Consider the following 22,446-nt stretch of genomic DNA (forward strand, 5'->3'; position numbering starts at 1 on the left):
GGCAGAAAACAACACGGCGCATCGCTACACCCACCACCCCCCCCCCCCCCCCCCCCCCCCCCCCCCCCCCCCCCCCCCCCCCCCCCCCCCCCCCCCCCCCCCGGGCCCGTGTCCGTAACGGGTACTACGCGGCCAGCTTCGCCAGCGCGGCGTCCACGCGGGCGATCGTCTTCTCGCGGCCCAGGATCTCCAGGGACTCGAAGAGCGGCAGGCCGACCGTGCGGCCCGTGACGGCGACCCGGACCGGGGCCTGGGCCTTGCCGAGCTTCAGGCCGTGCTCCTCGCCCGCCGCGAGGACGGCGGCCTTGAGGGCCTCGGCGTTCCACTCGGCGGCGATCAGCTTGGCGCGGGCCGTGACGAGGAGGTCGCTCGAACCCTCCTTCATCGCCTTGGCCCAGGACGCCTCGTCCTCGGCCGGCTCGTCGAGGAAGAGGAAGTCGACGTTGGCCGTGATCTCGGAGAGGACGGTCAGGCGGGTCTGGGCGTACGGCGCGATCGTCGCGAACTGCTCCGCGTCGAACGCCTCGGGGCGCCAGGGTGCGAACGGCGCCTTCAGCCAGGGGCCGCACGCCTCGGTGAACGCCTTCACGTCGAGCCTGCGGACGTGCTCGGCGTTGACGTGCTCGCACTTCTTCAGGTCGAAGCGGGCCGGGTTGGCGTTGACGTCCTCGATGTCGAACGCGGCGACCATCTCGTCGATGTCGAAGATGTCGCGGTCCTCGGCGATCGACCAGCCGAGGAGCGAGAGGTAGTTGAGCAGGCCCTCGGGGAGGAAGCCGCGCTCGCGGTAGAGGTTGAGCGAGGCCTGCGGGTCGCGCTTGGAGAGCTTCTTGTTGCCCTCTCCCATGACGTAGGGGAGGTGGCCGAAGAGCGGGATCTCCTTGGCGATGCCCAGCTCGATGAGCGCCTTGTAGAGGGCGATCTGCCGAGGGGTGGAGGAGAGCAGGTCCTCGCCGCGCAGGACGTGGGTGATCTCCATCAGGGCGTCGTCGACCGGGTTGACCAGCGTGTAGAGCGGGGCGCCGTTGGCGCGGACGATGCCGTAGTCCGGCACGTTCTCCGCCTGGACGGTGATGTCGCCGCGGACCAGGTCGGTGAAGGTGGTCGCCTCGTCGGGCATCCGGAAACGGACGATCGAGGTGCGCCCCTCCGCCTCGTACGCGGCGGTCTGCTCCGCGCTCAGGTCGCGGCAGTGGCCGTCGTAGCCCGAGGGCTTGCCGGCGGCGCGGGCGGCGTCGCGGCGGGCGTCGAGCTCTTCGGTCGTGCAGTAGCAGTGGTACGCGTGACCGGCGGCGAGCAGCTTCTCGGCGACATCCTTGTAGATGTCCATGCGCTCCGACTGGCGGTACGGGGCGTGGGGGCCGCCGATCCCGGGGCCCTCGTCCCAGTCCAGGCCGAGCCAGCGCATCGAGTCGAGCAGCTGGTCGTACGACTCCTCGGAGTCGCGGGCCGCGTCGGTGTCCTCGATACGGAAGACCAGGGTGCCCTTGTGGTGCCGGGCGAACGCCCAGTTGAACAGGGCGGTACGGACCAGACCCACATGCGGGTTACCGGTCGGGGAGGGACAGAAACGTACGCGGACAGGTCCGTTAACCACGCTTGATCACCTTGTTGGTGAGAGTGCCGATGCCTTCGATGGTGACGGCGACCTCGTCGCCGACGTGCAGGGGTCCTACCCCTGCGGGGGTTCCGGTGAGGATCACGTCGCCCGGGAGCAGCGTCATGGCTTCCGTGATGTGGACGACCAGGTCCTCGATGGAGCGGATCATGTCGCTCGTACGGCCGAGCTGACGTTGCTCGCCGTTGACCGTCGCCTGAATGGTGAGGTCGGTGGGGTCGAGGTCGGTCTCCACCCAGGGGCCGAGCGGGCAGGAGGTGTCGAAGCCCTTGGCCCGCGCCCACTGCTTCTCGCGCCGCTGGGCGTCACGGGCGGTCACGTCGTTGGCGCAGGTGTAGCCGAAGATGACGTCCTTGACGCGCTCACGCGGAACTTCGCGGCACATACGGCCGATGACCACGGCCAGCTCGGCCTCGTGGTGCAGTTCGTCGGAGAAGGAGGGGTACTCGATGGCGTCTCCCGAGCCGATCACCGAAGTGGTGGGCTTGAAGAAGGCGACCGGGACCTCCGGGACCTCGTTGCCCAGCTCGGCGGCGTGTTCCGCGTAGTTGCGGCCGATGGCCACGACCTTGTTGGGGAGCACGGGAGGCAGCAGCCGGACCTTGCTCAGCGGGACCTTGGTGCCGGAGAGCTCGAAGTCGGTGTACGGAATGCCCCTGATGATGTCGAGGACGAGGTCACCGGATTCAACGGTGCCCTCACCCTCCACGGCGCCGAAGGCGACATTGCCGTCGATGGAGAACCTGGCGATGCGCACGGGAAGCTGTCGCCCCTCACTTGCTTGCTGGCTGAAGACTGATGCTCCAGGCTAGCGCGGGCGAGGGGGACAGCGGCGCCGTCGGCGTCCCGGCTCAGGCGCCGGCCGCGACCGGGGCTTCCATCAGGATGGTGCGGCGGGGGTTGGCCGTCTGGGTGGGCAGGTCGACCGAGTGCTCCGGCTGCTCCGGCGTCCGCAGCGCTTGGGCGTCCTCGAGGTGCGCCAGCGTGGTGCGCCGGGGGTTGGCAATGTTGCGGAACATCATCGTGGTCTTCATCTGCCGTCTGGACCCTGTCGGTGTGGGCGCCACCCGGAGGGGCGCGAGGTTGTCGGATTCGCCATCCCAGTAAAGCGTCAGGCTAAACATCCAATTCCCACGCGGCGCCCCGCAGAGACGGCGATCATCATGTGAGTTTGCTCACGAAGTTGCCGACAAATGCCACATCACGGGCAGGTGATCACGGGACGTGAAACGGACATTGCATAGCTGAATGCGTCATTCCGCTGCTGATCATCGCGACTTGGGCACCCCCCACCCGTAAGCGACTCATCACTAATCGTCCGGTTTGACCGTGAACACTCTCCACGCCTTGTTACACATTCATCACAACGTGTCACCCAGGTCACAGGCCGGTACAGGGGCCTTGTTGGAGATCCGGCACTGTGCTGGAATTCCACGCACCGCCGCGGGTTTCAGGCCGGCGCGCAGGGCGCTAAGCAGCGCCGAGTCGCGGCGGGAGGGGGAAGAACGCCGGTCACTCACGACCACCATGGGGCGCGTCCAGCGCCCCACGACGCCGACACCGTCCCGACCCGCACACGCGGAAGGGACGCCTGGTCCAGAGGTTGCGACGCTAGTGCAGGGACGTTTCAAGAGGGATGGCACGGGGTCTCCCCAGGCCCGCCAGGGCCGAGGGGAAGCTCCGGCTGATCAGGAGCCGCGCGGCGGGAACGACCGCGGTTCCTCGCCCCAGCACGCCCAGAACCCCGGGCAGGCCGCGGCCGGTGACAGTGGCGACCGCGCGCAGCGCTCAGGCGCGACGCCGAGCGGCGCCGCGGAACCGGCCGACGCTTTCCAGTCACGTGGCCCGGTCAACACCGGCTCACGAATAGCTCTCCGTAACTGGCGCATCAGCACGCGTCTGGTCTCGCTTCTCGCCCTTCCCGTGGTGGCGGCGACCACGCTGGGCGGACTCCGTATCAACGAGTCCATGAACGACATGCAGCAGCTGGAGCACATGCAGCTGCTGACGAAGATGACCAAGCAGGCGACCGCGCTCGCCCAGGCGCTCCAGGAGGAGCGCGACCGTTCCGCGGGCCCGCTGTCCAACGGCGTGAAGCCCACCGACTTCAAGGTCACGGAACCCCGCAAGAAGACCGACCGCTCCAAGGACGCCTTCTTCGAGGCGACCAACGCGATCGGCAACACGGACAGTGACGAGGCCCTCGAGGGCATCCACGCGAGCGTCAGCCAGATCTCGACGCAGCTCGGCCAGATCCGGGACATCCGCGAGGACGCGTACGCCAAGGGCACTCCGAGCCTCAACACGATCGACCGGTACAGCCAGTTGATCACCTCGCTGCTGAGCCTCTCGCAGGACATGGCGCAGGCGACCAACAACCCGGAGATGATCAAGCGGACCCGGGCCCTGGCGGCCTTCTCCTCCTCCAAGGAGTTCGCCTCGGTCCAGCGCGCGGTCATCGCTGCGGCGCTGCCCGGCGGCAACAGCCAGAAGACGAACCTCGACAAGAACGACCAGCAGTTCGGCCGCAACGCCCTCCGCAAGGAGGCGCAGACGCTCGCCTCGTTCAAGTCGACGTACGAGAACACCGGCAACAGCGCCGACGAGCTCACGTCCTCGCTGACCAACGGGCACCCCGAGATCAACGCCGCGGACATGTACGCGAAGCAGGTCCTCGAAAGCCCGACGGGCATGGAGGGCAAGAAGTCCCGCTCGTACATGGACTGGTACGACCAGAGCTCCACCAAGATCCAGGCCATGAAGACCATCGAGGAGACCCTCCTCAGCGACATGGAGGGCAAGGCCCGCGAGCTGCGTGAGGAGTCCCAGCGCGAGGCCATCCTCAACGGTGTGGTCATCCTCCTCGTCCTCGGTGTCTCGCTGGTGGGCGCGTTCGTCGTCGCACGGTCCATGATCCGCTCGCTGCGGCGGCTCCAGGACACCGCGACCCGGGTCGCCCAGGACCGCCTCCCCGAGCTCGTCAAGCAGCTCTCGGAGACGGACCCGCAGGACGTCGACACCTCCGTCGAGTCCGTCGGTGTGCACTCCCGGGACGAGATCGGCCAGGTGGCCGCGGCCTTCGACGACGTGCACCGCGAGGCCGTCCGGCTCGCCGCCGAGCAGGCGCTGCTGCGAGGCAACGTCAACGCGATGTTCACCAACCTGTCGCGGCGTTCGCAGGGCCTCATCCAGCGCCAGCTCTCGCTCATCTCCGAGCTGGAGTCGCGCGAGGCCGACCCGGACCAGCTGTCCTCCCTCTTCAAGCTCGACCACCTCGCGACCCGTATGCGCCGTAACGGCGAGAACCTCCTCGTCCTCGCGGGCGAGGAGCCGGGCCGCCGGTGGACCCGCCCCGTGCCGCTGGTCGACGTGCTCCGTGCCGCCGCCTCCGAGGTGGAGCAGTACGAGCGCATCGAACTGGCCGCGGTGCCCGCCACCGAGGTCGCGGGCCGCGTGGTCAACGACCTCGTGCACCTGCTCGCCGAGCTGCTGGAGAACGCCACGTCGTTCTCCTCGCCGCAGACGAAGGTCAAGGTCACCGGTCACGCGCTGCCCGACGGCCGCGTGCTCGTCGAGATCCACGACACGGGTATCGGCCTCTCGCCCGAAGACCTCGCGGCGATCAACGAGCGGCTCGCGTCGCCGCCCACCGTGGACGTCTCCGTCTCCCGGCGCATGGGTCTGTTCGTGGTCGGCCGGCTGTCCCTGCGACACGGCATCCGCATCCAGCTGCGCCCCTCGGACTCCGGTGGCACGACCGCGCTGGTCATGCTTCCCGTCGACGTCGCCCACGGAGGCAAGCAGCCCCCGTCCAAGCAGGGCCCCGGCCAGCAGGGTGCTCCCGGTGGTCTGCTCGCCGGTGGTGCCCCGGGCAGCGCCCCGCGTCCCGGTCTCGGCGGGGCCCCTGCGGGCTCCTCGGCGCCGCTCGGAACCGGTCCGCAGCGCGGGCAGGTCGGTGCGGGCTCCGGTCCGCGTGCCGCGCTGCCCTCGCGCGACGGCGGCCCGCGTCCGCCGCAGCCCGCCGCCGGCTCCCAGAGCAACGGCATGCAGAACAACGGTCCGCAGGGCAACGGCCCGCAGAACGCGGGCCGGCCGCAGCAGACGCCGCCCGCGGGCGGCCTGACCGGCGCCTTCGGCGGCGGTGCCCGGATGGGCGCCCGCGGTGGCCAGGGCGACGCTCCCGGCCGTACGGACTCGGGTCAGCCCAATCTGTTCGGTCACTCGGGCCAGAGCAGGCCCGGCCAGCAGCAGGGCGGCCAGTTCGGTCAGCAGGGACAGCAGGGACAGCAGAGCGGCCCGCCCGTCCGGCAGCCGCAGCAGGCCAGGCACGCCCAGAACGACCAGAGCGGCTTCCAGCAGCCCGGCGGCACCGGCCGTCAGCTGCCGTCGCCCGGTGGCCCGCGCGCCGAGCTGCCCGGGGGCAACCCCCAGCCTCAGCGTCCGCAGAGCACGAGCTGGGGTGTCGAGGAGCAGGGTGCGCAGCGCCGGTCTCCGCTCGATGCCCCGCGCGGTCACGAAGAGCCCGACACCACCGGCCAGTTCGCCCGGCCGGCCGGCCCGAACCAGCCGTTCAACGGTTCGGACCAGCACCAGGGTCCCGCCGCCACGGCGGAGTTCGCCCGTCCGGACTTCTCGGCGCCGCAGGTGTCCCAGGACCCGGCCGGAACCGCCCAGTTCGCCCGCCCCGACTTCGGTGCCCCCCAGCAGAACCAGGGGATGCCGGCGCCGCGGCAGCGTGGCGGGGAGGACGCCGGCTTCGGCGCTCCGCGTCCGGCCGCCTCACCCGCGGGTGAGATGCCGCGCCGCCCGGCCCTGCCGCAGCAGCCGCAGCCCGAGGCGCTTCCGCCGGCCGGTCCCGGGGACGGTCGTACCCCGCTGTACGACACGCTGGAGACGAACTGGTTCCACGGCCCGCAGCAGGGTGGCCAGCAGCCGTCCGCTCCCGAGCCCCAGGCACCGGCTCCGGCTCCGTCCGCGGCGCCCGTTCCGCCCATGCCCCGGCGTGGTGACACCGGCTCCGGCGCCGCCGGCACCTGGCGTCCCTCGCCCAACGACGACCTCGTCCGGCAGGCGGAGCGGGTCAAGAAGCCGGCTGCCGGCGGGATCACCACCTCCGGACTTCCGCGCCGGGTTCCCCGTGCCAATTTGGTACCGGGCACCGCCCAGCAGCAGAATCACCAGTCCGGACCCCAGGTTTCGCGTGCGCCCGATGACGTACGCGGACGTCTGACCAATCTCCGCCGGGGCATCCAGCAGGGTCGGCAGGCCAACAACGGCCAGTCGACCGGCGGTTTCCATCTCGGCCCCACTCACCAGCAGGAGCGTTAGTTGAGCCCCATGAGTCAGGCCGCACAGAATCTGAACTGGCTGATCACCAACTTCGTGGACAACACCCCCGGTGTGTCCCACACCGTCGTGGTCTCCGCGGACGGCCTGCTGCTGGCGATGTCGGAAGGCTTCCCGCGCGACCGCGCCGACCAGCTGGCGGCTGTCGCCTCCGGTCTGACGTCGCTGACGGCGGGCGCCTCCCGGATCTTCGAGGGCGGCGCCGTGAGCCAGACGGTCGTGGAGATGGAGCGAGGCTTCCTCTTCCTGATGTCCGTCTCGGACGGTTCCTCACTGGCCGTCCTCGCCCACCCGGACGCCGACATCGGTCTGGTCGGGTACGAGATGGCCCTTCTCGTCGACCGTGCGGGCACCGTCCTCACGCCCGACCTGCGCGCCGAGCTCCAGGGCAGTCTGCTCCACTAGGCGGCCATGCAGCGGACACCAGTCACAATCCCCCCAGGTACTACCCACAACCCTCACCCGTCCGGCCGCCTCAGACCCCCCACCGGCCCCTTCAGACGGCAAGCCGACACACTGCTGTCACGCCCGGAGGATTCATGACCCCGCCACCCGCCTCACCTGATCCGTACGGCGCACTGCACCACGCGTCGTACGACGGTGAAGGCGACCAGCCGCTGGTCCGTCCCTATGCCATGACCGGCGGCCGGACCCGGCCGCGCTACCAGCTCGCGATAGAGGCGCTGGTCAGCACCACGGCCGACCCGGCGCACCTGGGGACCCTGCTCCCCGAGCACCAGCGGATCTGCCACCTGTGCCGTGAGGTCAAGTCGGTGGCCGAGGTCTCGGCGCTGCTGTCCATGCCGCTCGGTGTGGCCCGCATCCTCGTGGCGGACCTGGCGGAAGCCGGCATGGTGGCCATCCACCAGCCGGGCAACGGAGAGGCCGGCGGCGCGCCGGATGTGACACTGCTCGAAAGGGTGCTCAGTGGACTTCGCAAGCTCTAACGGCGGGACGGGCCGTGCCACCACGTCGGCGAAGATCGTGGTGGCAGGGGGCTTCGGCGTGGGTAAGACCACGTTCGTCGGCGCCGTTTCGGAGATCAATCCGCTGCGCACCGAAGCCGTGATGACGTCCGCGTCCGCGGGCATCGACGACCTCACACACACCGGGGACAAGACCACCACCACGGTGGCCATGGACTTCGGACGCATCACCCTGGACCAGGACCTGATCCTGTACCTCTTCGGCACCCCCGGACAGGACCGCTTCTGGTTCATGTGGGACGACCTCGTACGCGGCGCCATCGGCGCCGTCGTCCTCGTCGACACCCGCCGCCTCGCCGACTGCTTCCCCGCCGTCGACTACTTCGAGAACAGCGGCCTCCCCTTCGTCATCGCCCTCAACGGCTTCGACGGACACCAGCCCTACACGCCCGACGAGGTGCGCGAGGCCCTCCAGATCGGCCCCGACGCCCCGATCATCACCACCGACGCCCGCCACCGCGCGGACGCCAAGAGCGGTTTGATCACGCTGGTGGAGCACGCCCTGATGGCACGTCTCAAGTAGACGCAAGTCGGTATTGGCGTACGGAAGTTGTTGTAGTCGCCCGGGGGCGGACTGTGTCCTTTGACACGATCCGCCCCCGTGTTCATAACGTTTCGACAGAGAATTGCGTTCGCATCAACACCCGATGCGTTCGACTGGTACCACTCTGCTCATGTGAGCCCCGCCTTTTGACGGGGCTCGCTCTTTATGCCCGTTTTATCTGCGGCGTGGACCACTCGGAATGGCTCATTCCGACTGTTTGGAACGCGACCGGTCCCCGTGCTGGAATTCGACGAACTACCGAGTAGTACGGCCCCCTGAACGAAAAACTTCGGCACAACGTTGGTGCCGACGCCGAGAGGTTGTTGGTCGAGTGAGGCGAAGCAACGAGGGCTCCCCGGCGCAGCCGGAGCGGGGCAACTTCACCCCGCCGCCGCGCGCCGGGGCGTCGTCCGCGGACATGTCCGCGCCCGAACCGGCCGGTGGCTCCACCAACCGGCTGTCCCCGCGCAACTGGCGGGTGCCCACGAAGCTGAACGCGATCCTCCTGATCCCCGCACTGGTCGGCCTGATCATGGGCGGCTTCCAGGTGAAGGGATCGATCGACACCTGGAACGAGGCCCAGGACGCCGAGAAGACCGCGCTGGTCGTGCGCGCGGCCTCGGAGTACGGGCAGGCGCTGCTCAACGAGCGTGACCTGTCCGCTCAGCCGCTCCTGTCGAACAAGCGCACCGCCGACGTCGTCGAGCAGGCCCGCGCCACCACGGACGAAGCCGCGGCGAAGTTCGACGAAGCCGTCAAGGGCATGCCGCAGAAGCAGGGCCTGGAGCGCCGCCTCAAGCTGTTCAAGGTGGAGGAGCCCCTCCTCCCCGGCCTGCGCAAGGCGGCCTACGCCGAGGCGATGGACCCGGTGAAGACCGAAGAGGGCTACACCAAGGTCCAGCACTCCCTGATGGAGTTCTCCAACGAGCTCGGGCTCGGTACCGGCAACATCACCAGCTACGGCCGTACGGTCTACGCGATCGAGCTCGCCAAGGCCGCAGAATCGCTTCAGCGCTCCATCGGTATGCACCTGCTGGTCCGTCCCAGCCAGAAGCGCGACACGTTCCAGGCGCAGGTCAAGGCGTTCGGCTCGTACAACTACCTGGAGCAGATCGCCCTCGGCGAGTTCGTCTCCGGTGGTACGGAGGCCGATGCCACCCGCCTCAAGACCGTGATGGCCGGCAAGGCCGCCGAGGGCGCCAAGCAGCTGAAGACGGCCGCCGAGCAGGCCCAGGCCGCCGGCAAGCCGTTCGTGCCGCCGCCGAGCATCGACGGTTCGGTCTTCGACGGCATGGCCCAGCAGATCGGTCAGGGCAAGTCGCCCGCCGAGCTGCGGGCGAAGGGGATCACCCCCGAGACCTGGATGGCCGCCGCCACCGCCAAGTTCGACGGTTACTCCACGGTCGAGGACGAACTCGTCGACAAGGCCGTGACCGAGGCCGCGGACATCTCGTCCGACGCCAAGACCGACGCCATCGTCAACGCGGCGATCGTGATCGTCGCGCTGCTCGCCGCCTTCATCATCGCCGGGCTCATGGCCCGCCAGATGAGCCGCTCGATGCGCCAGCTGCGTACCGCCGCCTTCGGCATCGCCGAGCAGCGGCTGCCGATGCTCGTCGACCAGCTGTCGCGGACCGACCCGGGCCGGGTCGACACCCGGGTCCAGCCCATCCCGATCAACACCCAGGACGAGATCGGCGAGGTCGCCCGCGCCTTCGACCAGGTGCACCGCGAGGCCGTCCGGCTCGCCGCCGAGCAGGCCATGCTGCGGGGCAACGTCAACGCGATCTTCACCAACCTCTCGCGCCGCAACCAGTCGCTCATCGAGGGCCAGCTGACCCTCATCACCGACCTGGAGAACAACGAGGCGGACCCGGACCAGCTGGAGAGCCTCTTCCGGCTGGACCACCTGGCCACCCGTATGCGCCGTAACGGTGAGAACCTCCTCGTTCTCGCGGGCGAGGAGCCGGGCCGCCGCTGGAACCAGCCCGTTCCGCTGGTCGACGTCCTGCGGGCCGCCTCCTCCGAGGTGGAGTCGTACGAGCGCATCGAGCTCACCGGCGTACCGGAGAGCGAGATCCACGGGCAGGCCGTGACCGACCTCGTCCACCTGCTGGCCGAGCTGCTGGAGAACGCCACCACGTTCTCCTCCCCGCAGACCAAGGTCCGGGTCACCGCGACCCGGCTGCCCGACGGCCGGGTGATGGTCGAGATCCACGACAAGGGCATCGGCCTCACCGCCGAGGACTTCGCGGACATCAACCACAAGCTGGCCAACCCGCCAACCGTGGACGCAGCCGTCTCGCAGCGCATGGGTCTCTTCGTGGTCGGCCGTCTCGCCGACCGGCACGGCATCCGCGTCCAGCTGCGCCCCTCGGGCGAGCAGGCCGGTACCACCTCGCTGGTCATGCTGCCGGACGCGATCACCCACGGTGGCGGTGGCGAGGCCTCCGCGCAGGACGACTTCACGGTCTCCTCGATCATTCCGGAGCAGCAGCAGGCGTTCGACCCGATGCCGCACCAGTCCACGATGCGTACGGCGGCCGAGCTCGGCTTCGACGACTCGCGGTACGAGATACCGGAAGCGGACGCGCAGCTGGACCCGGTCGGCCGCTCCCTCCTGCGGGAGGAGCGACGGGCCGCGCTGGAGGCCCAGGCGGGGGACCGCCCGGCGTTCCAGGACGAGACGCAGCAGTACGGGCCGGGCCCGTACGGCCAGGACCAGTACGCCCAGGAGCCGCAGTCCGCGCAGCAGGGGTACGAGCAGGCGTCGTACGAGGCTCCCTACGAGCCGTACGGCACCGAGGCCGGCTATCCGCAGCAGGGTCAGCAGGGTGGCTATCCGGAAGCGGCGTATGGCGCTCCGGAAGCCCAGCAGGCCCAGTACGGCGAGCAGTTCAACTCCGCCGCAGCCCCGTCCCACCAGGATGACTGGCCCGGTCAGGGCGGCTATCAGGGGGCCTATGAGCCCGCGCCGCAGGCTGAAGCGGAATCCGTACCGAGTGCTCCCGCGGAGCTTCAGGAGCGCGTAGGCTTCGACCGTTCGGGACCCGTCCCGAACGCCGCGCAGGAGATGACCGAAGCCGGTCTGCCGCGGCGGGGCGGTGCGCAGCACTGGCAGCCCACCGGTCGCGGTAACGAGTCGTCGGCCGTGGCACAGCAGGACGCACCGCAGCCGCCGTCCGCCCCGGTGAACGGCGAGGGTCCCGACGACTGGCGCTCCACGAACGACGAGCGCTGGGAGCGGGCGGAGAAGCTCCGCGACCCGAAGGCGGGCGGGATCACCCCGTCCGGTCTCCCCCGCCGCGTGCCCAAGGCCAATCTGGTCGAGGGCACGGCGGAGCAGACGCAGCAGGGCGGCCCCCAGGTCTCCCGCGCACCCGAGGACGTCCGTGGCAGGTTGAGCAATCTGCGGCGCGGTGTCCAGCGGGGCCGCGATGCGGGGTCGGACGCAAGTAACACCTACAACCAGGAGCGTTAGTGTGAGCCCGATGAGCCAGGCGGCGCAGAATCTGAACTGGTTGATCACCAACTTCGTGGACAGCACCCCCGGGGTGTCGCACACGGTGGTGGTCTCCGCTGACGGCCTGCTGCTGGCGATGTCCGAAGGTTTCCCGCGCGACCGCGCCGACCAGCTGGCGGCTGTCGCCTCCGGTCTGACGTCGCTGACCGCGGGTGCTTCCCGGATCTTCGAGGGCGGCGCCGTTAATCAGACCGTTGTGGAGATGGAGCGAGGATTCCTCTTCATCATGTCCATCTCCGACGGCTCCTCACTGGCCGTCCTGGCCCATCCGGACGCCGATATCGGTCTGGTTGGGTACGAAATGGCGCTTCTGGTGGATCGCGCGGGCAGCGTTCTCACCCCGGATCTCCGTGCGGAGCTCCAGGGAAGTCTTCTTAACTAGTAGACAGACAGTGCGTTTCTCGCCACCGCGCCATAAGGTGCGGTGGCGCGACCCCACTGGGTTCAGCGATCGGCATTCGGAGGAGGAAGCGTGACAGCACCCACAGGCGGACACCCATATGAGGGTGGTCAGCGGGTTCCGGGTGAGCACGGCGACAACCGTTTCAACTTCCCCTCCGCGCCCGGCAGACAGGGTTCGTATCAGCCACAGAAGCCCTACCAGCAGCCGCAGAGCCAGCAGGGGTCCGACTGGCCCCAGCAGGGCTCCGACTGGCCGCAGCAGGGCTCGTGGCCGCAGCAGCAGCCCCAGCAGCCGTACGAATCGCCCCAGGCGCCCCGTATTCAGCCGGTGCAGCCGCGGCGAGCCGCGGCGCCCGCGCCCGCGGCCCACAACCCGCTGGTCCGTCCGTACGCCATGACCGGCGGCCGGACCCGGCCGCGTTACCAGCTCGCCATCGAGGCGCTGGTCAGCACCACGGCCGATCCGTCGAGGCTGCAAGGGCAGTTGCCCGAGCACCAGCGGATCTGCCGGCTCTGCGTGGAGATCAAGTCGGTGGCCGAGGTCTCGGCCCTTCTCTCGATCCCCCTCGGCGTTGCCCGGATCCTCGTCGCCGACCTGGCAGAGGCCGGACTCGTCGCTATCCATCAGCCCGGCGGCGACGAGGCTGCCGGCGGCCAACCAGACGTGACACTGCTCGAAAGGGTGCTCAGTGGACTTCGCAAGCTCTAGCGGCGGAGCGGCCCGCTCCACTACCTCGGCGAAGATCGTGGTGGCAGGGGGCTTCGGCGTGGGTAAGACCACGTTCGTCGGCGCCGTTTCGGAGATCAATCCGCTGCGCACCGAAGCCGTGATGACGTCCGCGTCCGCGGGCATCGACGACCTCACACACACCGGGGACAAGACCACCACCACGGTGGCCATGGACTTCGGACGCATCACCCTGGACCAGGACCTGATCCTGTACCTCTTCGGCACCCCCGGACAGGACCGCTTCTGGTTCATGTGGGACGACCTCGTACGCGGCGCCATCGGCGCCGTCGTCCTCGTCGACACCCGCCGCCTCGCCGACTGCTTCCCCGCCGTCGACTACTTCGAGAACAGCGGCCTCCCCTTCGTCATCGCCCTCAACGGCTTCGACGGACACCAGCCCTACACGCCGGACGAGGTGCGCGAGGCCCTGCAGATCGGCCCGGACACGCCGATCCTGACGACGGACGCCCGCCACCGCGCGGACGCCAAGAGCGCGCTCATCACGCTGGTCGAGCACGCCCTCATGGCCCGCCTGCGCTGACGGTCCCGGTATACGGCGAAGGCCCCGCACTCCTTGGGAGTGCGGGGCCTTTCGTGCGCGGCCCGAGCGGCGCGCGCGGCGGTTCTCAGCCCTGCCAGCTGTGCGGGGCGCGGAAGCCGGGCGTGCGCTCCAGACGGCGCCATCCGGCGGTGTTACGGCCTCGGCGGGCGGGTGCGGCGGGCTGGGCCGCCGCGCGGGCGAGCAGGACGGCGGTGATGGCCGCCAGCTCCTCGGGGTCGGCGAGACCCTTCTCGACACGCAGCACGGACTCGGCGGGAGTGGTGGTCATGGATGTGTCTCCGTCTTCTCGGCAGGATGGCGCGGGCTTCGGCGGGGTCACCCGCGTCGGCTGCCCTACTGCGGCGGGTTGCCGTGCTTACGGGACGGCAGGTCGGCGTGCTTGTTGCGGAGCATCGCGAGCGAGGCGATCAGGACTTCGCGCGTCTCGGCGGGGTCGATGACGTCGTCGACCAGCCCGCGCTCGGCCGCGTAGTACGGGTGCATGAGCTCGGCCTTGTACTCCTTGACCATGCGGGCCCGCATGGTTTCGGAATCCTCGGCCTCCGCGATCTGGCGGCGGAAGATGACGTTGGCCGCACCTTCCGCGCCCATCACCGCGATCTCGTTGGTGGGCCAGGCGTAGGTGAGGTCGGCTCCGATGGACTGGGAGTCCATGACGATGTACGCGCCTCCGTATGCCTTGCGCAGGATCAGGCTGATCCTCGGCACGGTCGCGTTGCAGTACGCGTAGAGCAGCTTCGCTCCGTGCCGGATGATCCCACCGTGCTCCTGATCGACGCCCGGCAGGAAGCCGGGTACGTCCAGCAGAGTGACGATCGGGATGTTGAACGCGTCGCACATCTGGACGAAACGGGCCGCCTTCTCGGACGCCTCGATGTCCAGGACGCCTGCCATGGCCAGCGGCTGGTTGGCGACGATGCCGACGACCTGACCGTCCAGGCGGGCGAGGGCGCAGACGATGTTGCGGGCCCAGCGCTCGTGGATCTCCAGGTAGTCGCCGTCGTCGACGAGCTCCTCGATCACCTTGTGCATGTCGTACGGGCGGTTGCCGTCCGCGGGGACCAGGTCGAGCAGGGTGTCGCCGCGCCGGTCGGCCGGGTCGTCGCTCGTGACCGTGGGCGGGTTCTCCCGGTTGTTGGAGGGCAGCATCCCGATCAGGTAGCGGACCTCGGCGATGCAGGTCTCCTCGTCGTCGTACGCGAAGTGCGCGACGCCCGAGGTCTCGGCGTGCACGTCCGCGCCGCCGAGTCCGTTCTGGGTGATCTCCTCACCGGTGACCGCCTTGACGACGTCCGGTCCCGTGATGAACATCTGCGAGGTCTCGCGGACCATGAAGACGAAGTCGGTGAGGGCGGGGCTGTAGGCCGCGCCGCCCGCGCAGGGGCCGAGCATCACGCTGATCTGCGGGATGACACCGGACGCCCGGGTGTTGCGCTGGAAGATCCCGCCGTATCCGGCGAGCGCGGAGACGCCCTCCTGGATACGGGCGCCGGCGCCGTCGTTCAGGGACACCAGCGGGGCACCCGCCGAGATGGCCATGTCCATGATCTTGTGGATCTTCGTGGCGTGGGCCTCGCCCAGCGCCCCGCCGAAGATGCGGAAGTCGTGGGCGTAGACGAAGACCGTGCGGCCCTCGACGGTGCCCCATCCGGTGATGACGCCGTCGGTGTACGGCTTCTTCGCCTCCAGGCCGAACCCGGTCGCCCGGTGCCGGCGCAGCTGCTCGACCTCCTTGAACGAACCCTCGTCGAGCAGCAGTGCGATGCGCTCGCGGGCCGTCAGCTTGCCCTTGGCGTGCTGGGCCTCGGTCGCCCGGTCACTCGGTCCCCGCCGGGCCTGCTCACGCAGGGCCAGCAGTTCGGCCACCCGGCCACGGGTGTCGCTCGGCTCGCTCGGGGTCTCGTCCACAACGGTCATGTACTGACCCTACGAAGCCGACCGCACAAATCGTGCCGTCGACTCCGTACAGTCTCCTGCCCCGTTTCCTGGTGGGCCTCAACAGAACCCGAACGCCGAGCAGGCGTTCCACCAGCTCACAGGCCTTCCGCTTTGTGGGCCCCCGACAAAGCGGAAGGTGTGTCGCCGGACACGGCCCGGTGCCGTGTCGGGCGACAGGTTCACCCGGTCGTCCGGGTACCGCTCAAGGACGGACGGAACGCGGCCTAGCGGAACGCGCACCGCAGGGTGCGGCCCGCGACGCCGGGCGTGACGCGCAGGACCAGGTTCCTGCCGGTGGACCGGACCTCGATGCCGGGGGCGGTGGCGACGACTTCCCGTACGGGACGGTTCCAGACCACGTCCACGGGGGCGCCGGTCCGGTCGGGTCCGCTCACACAGAGCGTAGTGGAGTACCTCCCCGTTCTGACGAGCACGCTCGCCGGGCCCGAGACGCTGAGCGGGCCCGCCGTGCCGGGCTGCCAGAAGTTGGCGGCCGTCACACCCAGCGAGCCGATCGCCACGGCCTGGACGGCGGAGGTGTTGGCGAGGATCTTCAGCCAGTCGCCGTCGGCCGCGCGGGCGGCGACGGTGCGCCGGGAGGCGCCCGGCATCAGCAGGTACGCGTACCGGGCGTCCACCGGATCGACGCCGTGGTCGAGCCAGAGCGTCTGATAGCGGCGGGTGCGGCGTTCGGTGGTGCTGGTGGTGTTGATGTCGCTCCAGGAACCGGTGCGGTCCTCCCGCAGGGTGCGCAGGCCCGCGCCGCCGGGGAAGACCCAGCCGCCGTGACCCTCCAGGTGGGCCCAGCGGGGGGCCGTACGGTCCTCGGCGGTGAACACGTTCGTGCCGGCCTCGCCGAGCATGCGGTTGTCGACGACCGTCTCGGCGGAGACTCCGTCCGTGCTCGTGATGCCGGCGCCGAGACAGACCACCGTGTCGGCGACGCAGAACCACGACTTGCGGGCTTCGAGCGTGGAACCGAGCCCCTTGAGGTGCTGCCCCACGGCGGCGAACTCGCCGTCCGTGGCGCCGCCGACCCACTTCACCGCGGGCTTGGGCGCTCCCCACTCGCCACCCGCCCGGTCGGCGAGCCGCTTGGTGGACACGGTCGTTCCCGGCAGGCGGTAGAAGTCGACGGTCGGCCAGAACCAGTCCGTGTACTGGTCCCCGCACGTCTCCCCCGGCCACCAGTAGAGCATTCCGGCGCCGGTGTGCCAGCCGCGTGGATTCTCGCCGTTGCCGCACTCGTAGAACGAGATCCGCTCGGAGGCCATGGAGATGCCGGCGGCCCAGCCGGGCCTGCGGTGCACGGCACGGTCCATGGCGGCGAACAGCTTGTGCGCCACGGGCTCGGGGGCGGCGGGCACGGGCGAGGCGGCGACGGCGTGCAGCCGGGCGAGGTCGGCGACGTTGAACTGGGGGGCGGTGAGCAGCGGCGTCGTGCGGTCCCGGTCGATCCACCCCTTGATCATCGCGGTCCAGCGCTGCTGCTCGGCGGCGGAGGCTCCGCCCGCGAGCAGCGCAATGGCGGCGATCAGGCCCTGCCCGTGGAAGTGGTCGCTGCGCATGACCTTGCGGTCGTCGCTCTTGAGGTAACCGCGGCTGATGGCCCGCCCGTTGACGCTGTCCATCATCAGGCCGTTGTAGATCAGCGGCGCGTAGGCGTTCTCGACCGAGTCCAGGATGATCTGGCGGTTCGGGTCGGTGACCGCCCAGTCCGAGCCGGCGAGGAGGGTGAAGAGGCGGCCCAGTCCGTCGAGCATGACCTGGCCGTACGTACCGGAGTAGGCGACCCAGGTGTGCTGGACGAACGACCCGTCCGCGTAGAGGCCGTCGCCCTTCGTCACGTACGGGAAGACGGGTGAGAGGGCGTCGCGGGCGAGGGCGATCTTCGCCGGGTCGCGGCCGATGACGCCGCGCAGGGCGACGGAGCGGCAGAGGTCGACCCGGTTGGCGCCGGTGCTCGTGCCGGTGTAGTCGGTGAGCACGCTGTCGGGGATGAAGTGGTCGACGGCGGCGCAGGCGGCCTGGCGCTGGGCGTCCGTGAGCTTGTCGTGGAGCCCTGCGTGGATGTCCAGGAGCAGACGCGGGCTGCCGATCTGCCACTCCCACCAGTTGCCGTAGCGGGTCGTCGAGGGGTTGTAGACCGTCGTGGAGAGGTGGTCGAGCCCTCTGACGATGTCGGCGAGGAGGGCCTCGTCGGCGGTGAGGCCGGTGCCCGGCTGGAGGTACGCCTGGGTCATGGTCCACAGGCGGCTGTAGCTCTGGGAGATGCCGGACGGCGGGTCGAAGGTGTAGCCGGGCCACAGCGAGTTGGCGGCCGGTGCCATGGAGGCCCGGAAGCCGGCGGCCAGTTGGCCGGTCTCGCGGAGCCGGGAGGCGAAGGGCTCGGCGGCCGGGTCGAAGCCGGTGCCGAGCGAGAGCCCGACCCAGCGGGCCCTGAGCGTGTCGTACGCGTCCGCGTCCGCGCCCGAGGCGGCGCGCGCGGGGCCGGCGAGCGCGGCGCCGAGTGCGGTGGCCGAGGTGGTGGCGAGGAAGGCGCGGCGGGACCAGGCGGCAGGCAGGAGCGGCACGGGGAGTCCTCCCGGAGCAAGTGGTGTAGACCTGTTGTCCGCTGGTTTAGCACGCGCCCCGAGGCCCTTTCAATGGGCGCGCGGGCTTTGATCGAAAGCGCTTTCTCCCCGGCGGGCTCCCGGAAGGGAAGCGCCACGGCACGGGCGCGGGGCCGGTGCCCCGCGCCCGTGCCTCTGTGCGGGTCAGCTGCCGCAGTGGAAGCGGGCGCTGCCCCAGTCGGCGTGGTCGTTGCCGTTGCCGTCACCACCGTCGCCGACCAGCAGGTCGACGTACTTCGCGCCGGTGACGTCGGCCGTGAGCGTCCAGGCGGTGTCGGCGGCCCGCAGGACGGGCGACTTCACCTTCTCCGTACCGTCGGCCGTGACGGAGAACTGCACGGTGCCGCGGGTGGTCTGCGCATCGTCGACGCCCACCTCGGCGGTGAAGGAGGTGCACCGTCCGCCCAGGTAGTAGCGGACCTTCGCCGGGGCGTGGGTGCCGATGCCCTTGGCGTAGGTGACGCCGCCGATCCTGAGCGGGGTGCCGTCGCCGGTTCCGGTCTCACCGTTGGAGAGATCGCGCTCGACGGGTCCCCAGCCGTTCTCGGAGGCCGTCCAGTCCAGGTCACTGGCCCAGCTGTCGGTGGTGGGCGGCGGCGGCAGGGTCCGTACGGACGTCTGCGCACCGAGCTTCCGGATAGCGCCGCCGACCGTGTACGACGCCTGCGAACCCAGGGTGTACGTCCGGTACTCGGCGTCCACCGGCGGGGTGACCCGCCAGCTGCCGGTGACCTCGGCGCCCGGGGCGACCGAGTCGAAGGTGACGGCGCCCGCGGGCTCCGCCCGCCAGCCCTCGGGCACGGTCAGGCCCACCTCGACGCCCGTCGCCGCCGTCGCCTCGTAGTTGGTGAACGTGGCGGCGACCGTGTTGGCGGTGCCCGGTTCCAGCGTCTCGGCCCCCGCCGCCACGGTGAGCGTGCCACAGGCGGCCCGCTCCCCCGCGGGTGCCGGCCCGAGGTCGGTCACGGTGAAGCCGTCGAGCACGAAGTCGGCGCCCTCGGGGGCGTCACCGCGCTTGCGCAGACCGGTCCAGGTGTCTCCGCAGCCCGCCGTGACGGTCTCGCTGAAGTGGCCGGTGGTGCGCTGCTGTCCGATGGCCGTGGTCCGGGTCTCGACGGAGTCGGGGTCGCCGCTCGCGTCGATCCGGTCGTAGCCGTCGACCCACTCGTAGGCTCCGGCGTGGCTGGACTGGTAGTCGTATTCGACCGTGTAGCGGTGGCCGTCGGCCATCGGCACGGTCCAGGGGGCGGTCCGGTACACGAGACCGGTGTTCTCCTCGTGGGCCTTGAGGGACTCCTTGCCGCCCAGCACGTCGTCGACGAGCTTGCCGTTCCAGCCCGCCTGGGTGTACGGGGCGTGGAGCTGGGAGATGCTGGTGCGGGGGTCCGTCGAACCACCCGCGTCGCCCTTGAGGAACGGCCCCCAGCCCTGGTCGACGTCCTCGAAGTCCTCGTGGACGACGGTGTTGTCGCGGGTGGCCGGGGCGTTGGCGACGAGCCGTACGTCATCGGCGCGTACCGTCGCCGCACTGCCCTTCGCCGCCTCGATCCGGAGCGTGGTCCGGCCGCTCGCCGGGGCGGTGAAGTTCACCTTGGCCCGCTGGAAGTAGCTGCCGTGCCAGTCGGACGCGGCGACCTGGTCCCGGGCGGTGGAGCGGTTCACGGTGACGGACTTCCCGCCGGCCGAGAGGGTGGTGCGCCGGGCCTGGCCCGGTTCGACCTCGATCAGTGCGGAGGCGGTGTACCGCTTGCCGGGCTCCAGGCCCTCGACGCTCTGCGCGAGCGCCGCCGTGCCGGTGCCGGAGAGCTTCGCGCTGTTGCGGCCCCGGTCGTCGGTGTGCCGGGCGGCGGTGCCTGTCGTCGACCAGCTGTCGAGCCCGTTGTCGTTGAAGCCGGGATCGTCGATCGGGCCCCCCTCGCCCCACCGCGGGTCCGTGGCCTGCGGCGCCTGGTCCGGGTAGAGGACGTACGGCTGCCCGGCCGCGGCCTTCAGCGTGATCCTCCCGTTCACCGGGCGCACGGTGGCCGTCTTCTTCCGGCCGTTGTCGGTGAGCTCGTAGACGGTGTACGCGCCCGTCGAGGGCACCGCCCAGCTGCTCGTACCGCCCGACTTGCTGTAGTGGTACAGCTTCTTGCCGCCGTCCCACGGCAGCAGGTAGTCCGTACCGCTGAGGACCGTGCGGCCGTGGTCGTAGAACGTCCGCTTGCCGTTCTCGACCGTGCCCCGGACCCCGCCGGTGAAGGTGATGTCGCCGGCCGCCTTGTCCCAGCGGGTGATCTTCTGGTGCTGGAGGTACTTGGCGGGCAGGTTCTTCTGCCAGATGTTGTCGTAGAAGGCGTTCCAGTCGGTCTCGCCGGTCCAGCCCTCGAACTCCTCGATCGCCGTCTGGCCAAGGACCGGGTCGTTGTTCCAGACGTCCTTCTCACCGTTGCGGATGAACCGGATGATCTGCGAGTTGAGGCCCTTGTTGGTGGCGCCGCCGTAGCTGAGGTCGTTGGCCCAGTGGGACCAGAGCGAGGCGCGCTCGAACTTGTCGGCCCATTCGGTGGCGACGTTCCAGCCCTGCTTCCGCACGGCCTGGAGGGTCTTGTCGGCGATCCAGCCGTGCGAGTAGTACACGTCGATGTAGAGCAGGCTGAGATTGCTGTCGGTCTCGTCGCGCAACTGCTGGAAACGCCGGGCCAGGTCACCGCTGTTGATGTCGCGGCGCTGGTCGATGTAGTAGCTCTGGTTGAGCCAGTTCCAGCCCGGCTTGCTCTTGTCGACGAGCTGCTCGTCGAACGCGTTCGCCTCGGGGTACGACTCGGTGGCGTTGACGTGCACGCCGAACGTGGCACCCCACCGTTTGCCCTGCTTGAGCAGCTTGTTGAGGTCCTTCAGCCCGCCGGCGCGCTTGTTGTAGTTGCCGCCGTAGTCCGGGTGGGCGGAGTCGTGGCCCTCGGAGCCGTACCCCTTGAGGAGGGCCATCTGCCCGAGCCCGTCGGTCGCCAGGGAGACGCGTTTCACGTCGTCGAGCGTGCGCAGGAAGGGGTGCGTCGCCTGGCTGGCGAAGTTGAACGGGATGTGGGTGATGACCCGGTTCGCGGTCTCGTCACCGCCCGGTGCGGCGACGCCGATCGAGCGGAAGGCGACGGCGCCGTCCTGCCAGTCCACGGTCCTGTCGCCGTTGGCGTCGGGCGTGACGACGACCTTCGCCCAGGGCAGGTCCGCCCCGCTCTCGGGCTCCGGCGCACCGGCGCCCCGGTAGGTCCACTGTCCGGACCAGACGCCGACCCGGACGCTGCCGTCCGCCGCCTTGCGCGCCTGGTGCCAGAAACGGGCGTCGTCGCCGCCGGTGGCGCCGGACGGCTTGTCGTACGAGGAGTTGGACTCGACGGCCGCGGCGAGGGAGCCGGTGTTGACGAGGGCGTACGAGGCGCCCACGGGGGCGGCGTCGGCGGCGGTCTCCGCCGTGACCTTCCCGAAGACGTCGGCGGTCTTCGTCGAGTCCGGGTCGAGGCGGGTGAAGGCGGTCGCGGCACCGGTGTCCGTGGAGCCGACCGAGACCAGGTCGTGGCCGGGTATGTCGATGGTGCCGACACGGAAGGCCTCGGTGTCGCGTACGGCGGTCACCTTGAAGGTGGTGGCGCGCCCGGAGACCTCGATGGCCGCGTCGATCTCGACGCCCGGCAGGTCGGGGAAGGTGAGCGTGTAGCGGGCGGCCGTGGCGGTGACCTCGGGCGCCGCCTTGAGCCGCACCGGGCGGGCGGCTCCGTTGAGGGTGATCTCGGTGACCGGCCGCGTGCTGCCGGCCAGCTGCCCGCCGCCGGCCCGGTCGGTGTACGACAGGACGCGGGGGAAGTCGTCGGCGACGGCGACCGACAGCTGCGCCGATCCGATCACGGCGGAGCCGGCGGCGTCGGCCGCGGCGGGGAGAGGGGCGGCGGCTACGGCGGGGAGGGTGGTCCCCACGAGCGCCAGGACGGCTGCTGAGGCGGCGGCGACAGCGCCCGCCGAAGTGAATCTTCGCGACATGGGGCCTGAGTAGTCCCCGTGTCCGGACACCGTCAACGGCGTACGGCCCGGATGGGCTTACCAGTCCAACAACCGCCCCGCGTTAGTCCAAGTGGGAGGGGAGCGGTCCGGGGCGGGATCGCGTTCGGTTCCTGTTCACCAAGGGCAGGCGATCAAGGACAGCCAGTCGCC

The 22,446-nt window shown here is 70.2% G+C and carries 15 protein-coding genes; 8 read left to right on the plus strand and 7 right to left on the minus strand.

Going from position 1 to position 22,446, the window contains the following annotated elements:
* Nucleotides 1-124 precede the first annotated feature (124 nt).
* The 3 genes from gltX to AC07FA_RS29090 all read right to left on the minus strand — a co-directional run bounded on the left by gltX (nucleotide 125) and on the right by AC07FA_RS29090 (nucleotide 2,652).
* A complete protein-coding gene (gene gltX, locus AC07FA_RS29080) occupies nucleotides 125-1,597 on the minus strand; it encodes a glutamate--tRNA ligase (protein WP_479079267.1) in 1,473 nt (490 codons plus the stop codon).
* Nucleotides 1,590-2,375 (minus strand): fumarylacetoacetate hydrolase family protein, encoded by a 786-nt coding sequence (locus AC07FA_RS29085; RefSeq protein ID WP_479079268.1) that lies wholly within the window; start codon nucleotides 2,373-2,375, stop codon nucleotides 1,590-1,592. Before AC07FA_RS29085 ends, gltX begins: the two co-directional genes overlap by 8 nt.
* Before the next feature lie 94 nt (nucleotides 2,376-2,469).
* Nucleotides 2,470-2,652: a hypothetical protein gene (locus AC07FA_RS29090; protein ID WP_479079269.1), complete on the minus strand. Its 183-nt coding sequence runs from the start codon at nucleotides 2,650-2,652 to the stop codon at nucleotides 2,470-2,472.
* A gap of 580 nt (nucleotides 2,653-3,232) precedes the next feature.
* On the opposite strand from AC07FA_RS29090, the gene AC07FA_RS29095 reads away from it, so the two are divergent.
* From AC07FA_RS29095 to AC07FA_RS29130, 8 genes are all read left to right on the plus strand, one after another.
* Entirely contained in the window at nucleotides 3,233-6,946 is a 3,714-nt protein-coding gene (locus AC07FA_RS29095) for a sensor histidine kinase (RefSeq protein ID WP_479079270.1), read from the plus strand.
* Between the two features lie 9 nt (nucleotides 6,947-6,955).
* Complete coding sequence (locus AC07FA_RS29100; RefSeq protein ID WP_024495006.1) at nucleotides 6,956-7,369, plus strand: roadblock/LC7 domain-containing protein; 414 nt, start codon at nucleotides 6,956-6,958, stop codon at nucleotides 7,367-7,369.
* A 134-nt stretch (nucleotides 7,370-7,503) separates the two neighbouring features.
* Nucleotides 7,504-7,911: a DUF742 domain-containing protein gene (locus AC07FA_RS29105; RefSeq protein WP_003966010.1), complete on the plus strand. Its 408-nt coding sequence runs from the start codon at nucleotides 7,504-7,506 to the stop codon at nucleotides 7,909-7,911.
* The gene (locus AC07FA_RS29110) at nucleotides 7,892-8,473 is read left to right on the plus strand and encodes a GTP-binding protein (protein ID WP_073213974.1); all 582 of its coding nucleotides are present in this window, start codon (nucleotides 7,892-7,894) and stop codon (nucleotides 8,471-8,473) included. Before AC07FA_RS29105 ends, AC07FA_RS29110 begins: the two co-directional genes overlap by 20 nt.
* Nucleotides 8,474-8,825: 352 nt before the next feature.
* Nucleotides 8,826-11,975 carry a nitrate- and nitrite sensing domain-containing protein gene (locus AC07FA_RS29115; RefSeq protein WP_479079271.1) on the plus strand — a complete coding sequence of 1,050 codons (3,150 nt, stop codon included), beginning with the start codon at nucleotides 8,826-8,828 and terminating at the stop codon, nucleotides 11,973-11,975.
* Nucleotides 11,976-11,985: 10 nt separating this feature from the next.
* Nucleotides 11,986-12,399 carry a roadblock/LC7 domain-containing protein gene (locus AC07FA_RS29120; protein WP_479079272.1) on the plus strand — a complete coding sequence of 138 codons (414 nt, stop codon included), beginning with the start codon at nucleotides 11,986-11,988 and terminating at the stop codon, nucleotides 12,397-12,399.
* 90 nt (nucleotides 12,400-12,489) lie between these two features.
* A complete protein-coding gene (locus tag AC07FA_RS29125) occupies nucleotides 12,490-13,128 on the plus strand; it encodes a DUF742 domain-containing protein (RefSeq protein ID WP_479079273.1) in 639 nt (212 codons plus the stop codon).
* Nucleotides 13,109-13,690, plus strand: coding sequence for a GTP-binding protein (locus AC07FA_RS29130; protein ID WP_014048542.1), 582 nt, complete (start codon nucleotides 13,109-13,111; stop codon nucleotides 13,688-13,690). The genes AC07FA_RS29125 and AC07FA_RS29130 overlap by 20 nt, the downstream gene beginning before the upstream one ends.
* A gap of 85 nt (nucleotides 13,691-13,775) precedes the next feature.
* Here AC07FA_RS29130 and AC07FA_RS29135 read toward each other — a convergent pair whose 3' ends face one another.
* From AC07FA_RS29135 to AC07FA_RS29150, 4 genes are all read right to left on the minus strand, one after another.
* Entirely contained in the window at nucleotides 13,776-13,979 is a 204-nt protein-coding gene (locus tag AC07FA_RS29135; RefSeq protein WP_479079274.1) for an acyl-CoA carboxylase subunit epsilon, read from the minus strand.
* Between the two features lie 65 nt (nucleotides 13,980-14,044).
* Nucleotides 14,045-15,628 carry an acyl-CoA carboxylase subunit beta gene (locus tag AC07FA_RS29140; RefSeq protein WP_479079275.1) on the minus strand — a complete coding sequence of 528 codons (1,584 nt, stop codon included), beginning with the start codon at nucleotides 15,626-15,628 and terminating at the stop codon, nucleotides 14,045-14,047.
* 245 nt (nucleotides 15,629-15,873) lie between these two features.
* A complete protein-coding gene (locus AC07FA_RS29145; protein WP_479079276.1) occupies nucleotides 15,874-18,222 on the minus strand; it encodes a polysaccharide lyase 8 family protein in 2,349 nt (782 codons plus the stop codon).
* A 183-nt stretch (nucleotides 18,223-18,405) separates the two neighbouring features.
* The gene (locus AC07FA_RS29150; RefSeq protein WP_479079277.1) at nucleotides 18,406-22,275 is read right to left on the minus strand and encodes an endo-alpha-N-acetylgalactosaminidase family protein; all 3,870 of its coding nucleotides are present in this window, start codon (nucleotides 22,273-22,275) and stop codon (nucleotides 18,406-18,408) included.
* Between the last annotated feature and the right edge of the window lie 171 nt (nucleotides 22,276-22,446).

It is taken from the genome of Streptomyces sp. NPDC045968 (assembly GCF_056430475.1).

Coding starts and splice junctions, on each gene's coding strand:
- AC07FA_RS29135 (WP_479079274.1), bottom strand. CDS start 13,979: ATGACCACCACTCCCGCCGAGTCCGTGCTGCGTGTCGAGAAGGGTCTC.
- AC07FA_RS29100 (WP_024495006.1), top strand. CDS start 6,956: ATGAGTCAGGCCGCACAGAATCTGAACTGGCTGATCACCAACTTCGTG.
- AC07FA_RS29140 (WP_479079275.1), bottom strand. CDS start 15,628: ATGACCGTTGTGGACGAGACCCCGAGCGAGCCGAGCGACACCCGTGGC.
- AC07FA_RS29105 (WP_003966010.1), top strand. CDS start 7,504: ATGACCCCGCCACCCGCCTCACCTGATCCGTACGGCGCACTGCACCAC.
- AC07FA_RS29150 (WP_479079277.1), bottom strand. CDS start 22,275: ATGTCGCGAAGATTCACTTCGGCGGGCGCTGTCGCCGCCGCCTCAGCA.
- AC07FA_RS29090 (WP_479079269.1), bottom strand. CDS start 2,652: ATGAAGACCACGATGATGTTCCGCAACATTGCCAACCCCCGGCGCACC.
- AC07FA_RS29120 (WP_479079272.1), top strand. CDS start 11,986: ATGAGCCAGGCGGCGCAGAATCTGAACTGGTTGATCACCAACTTCGTG.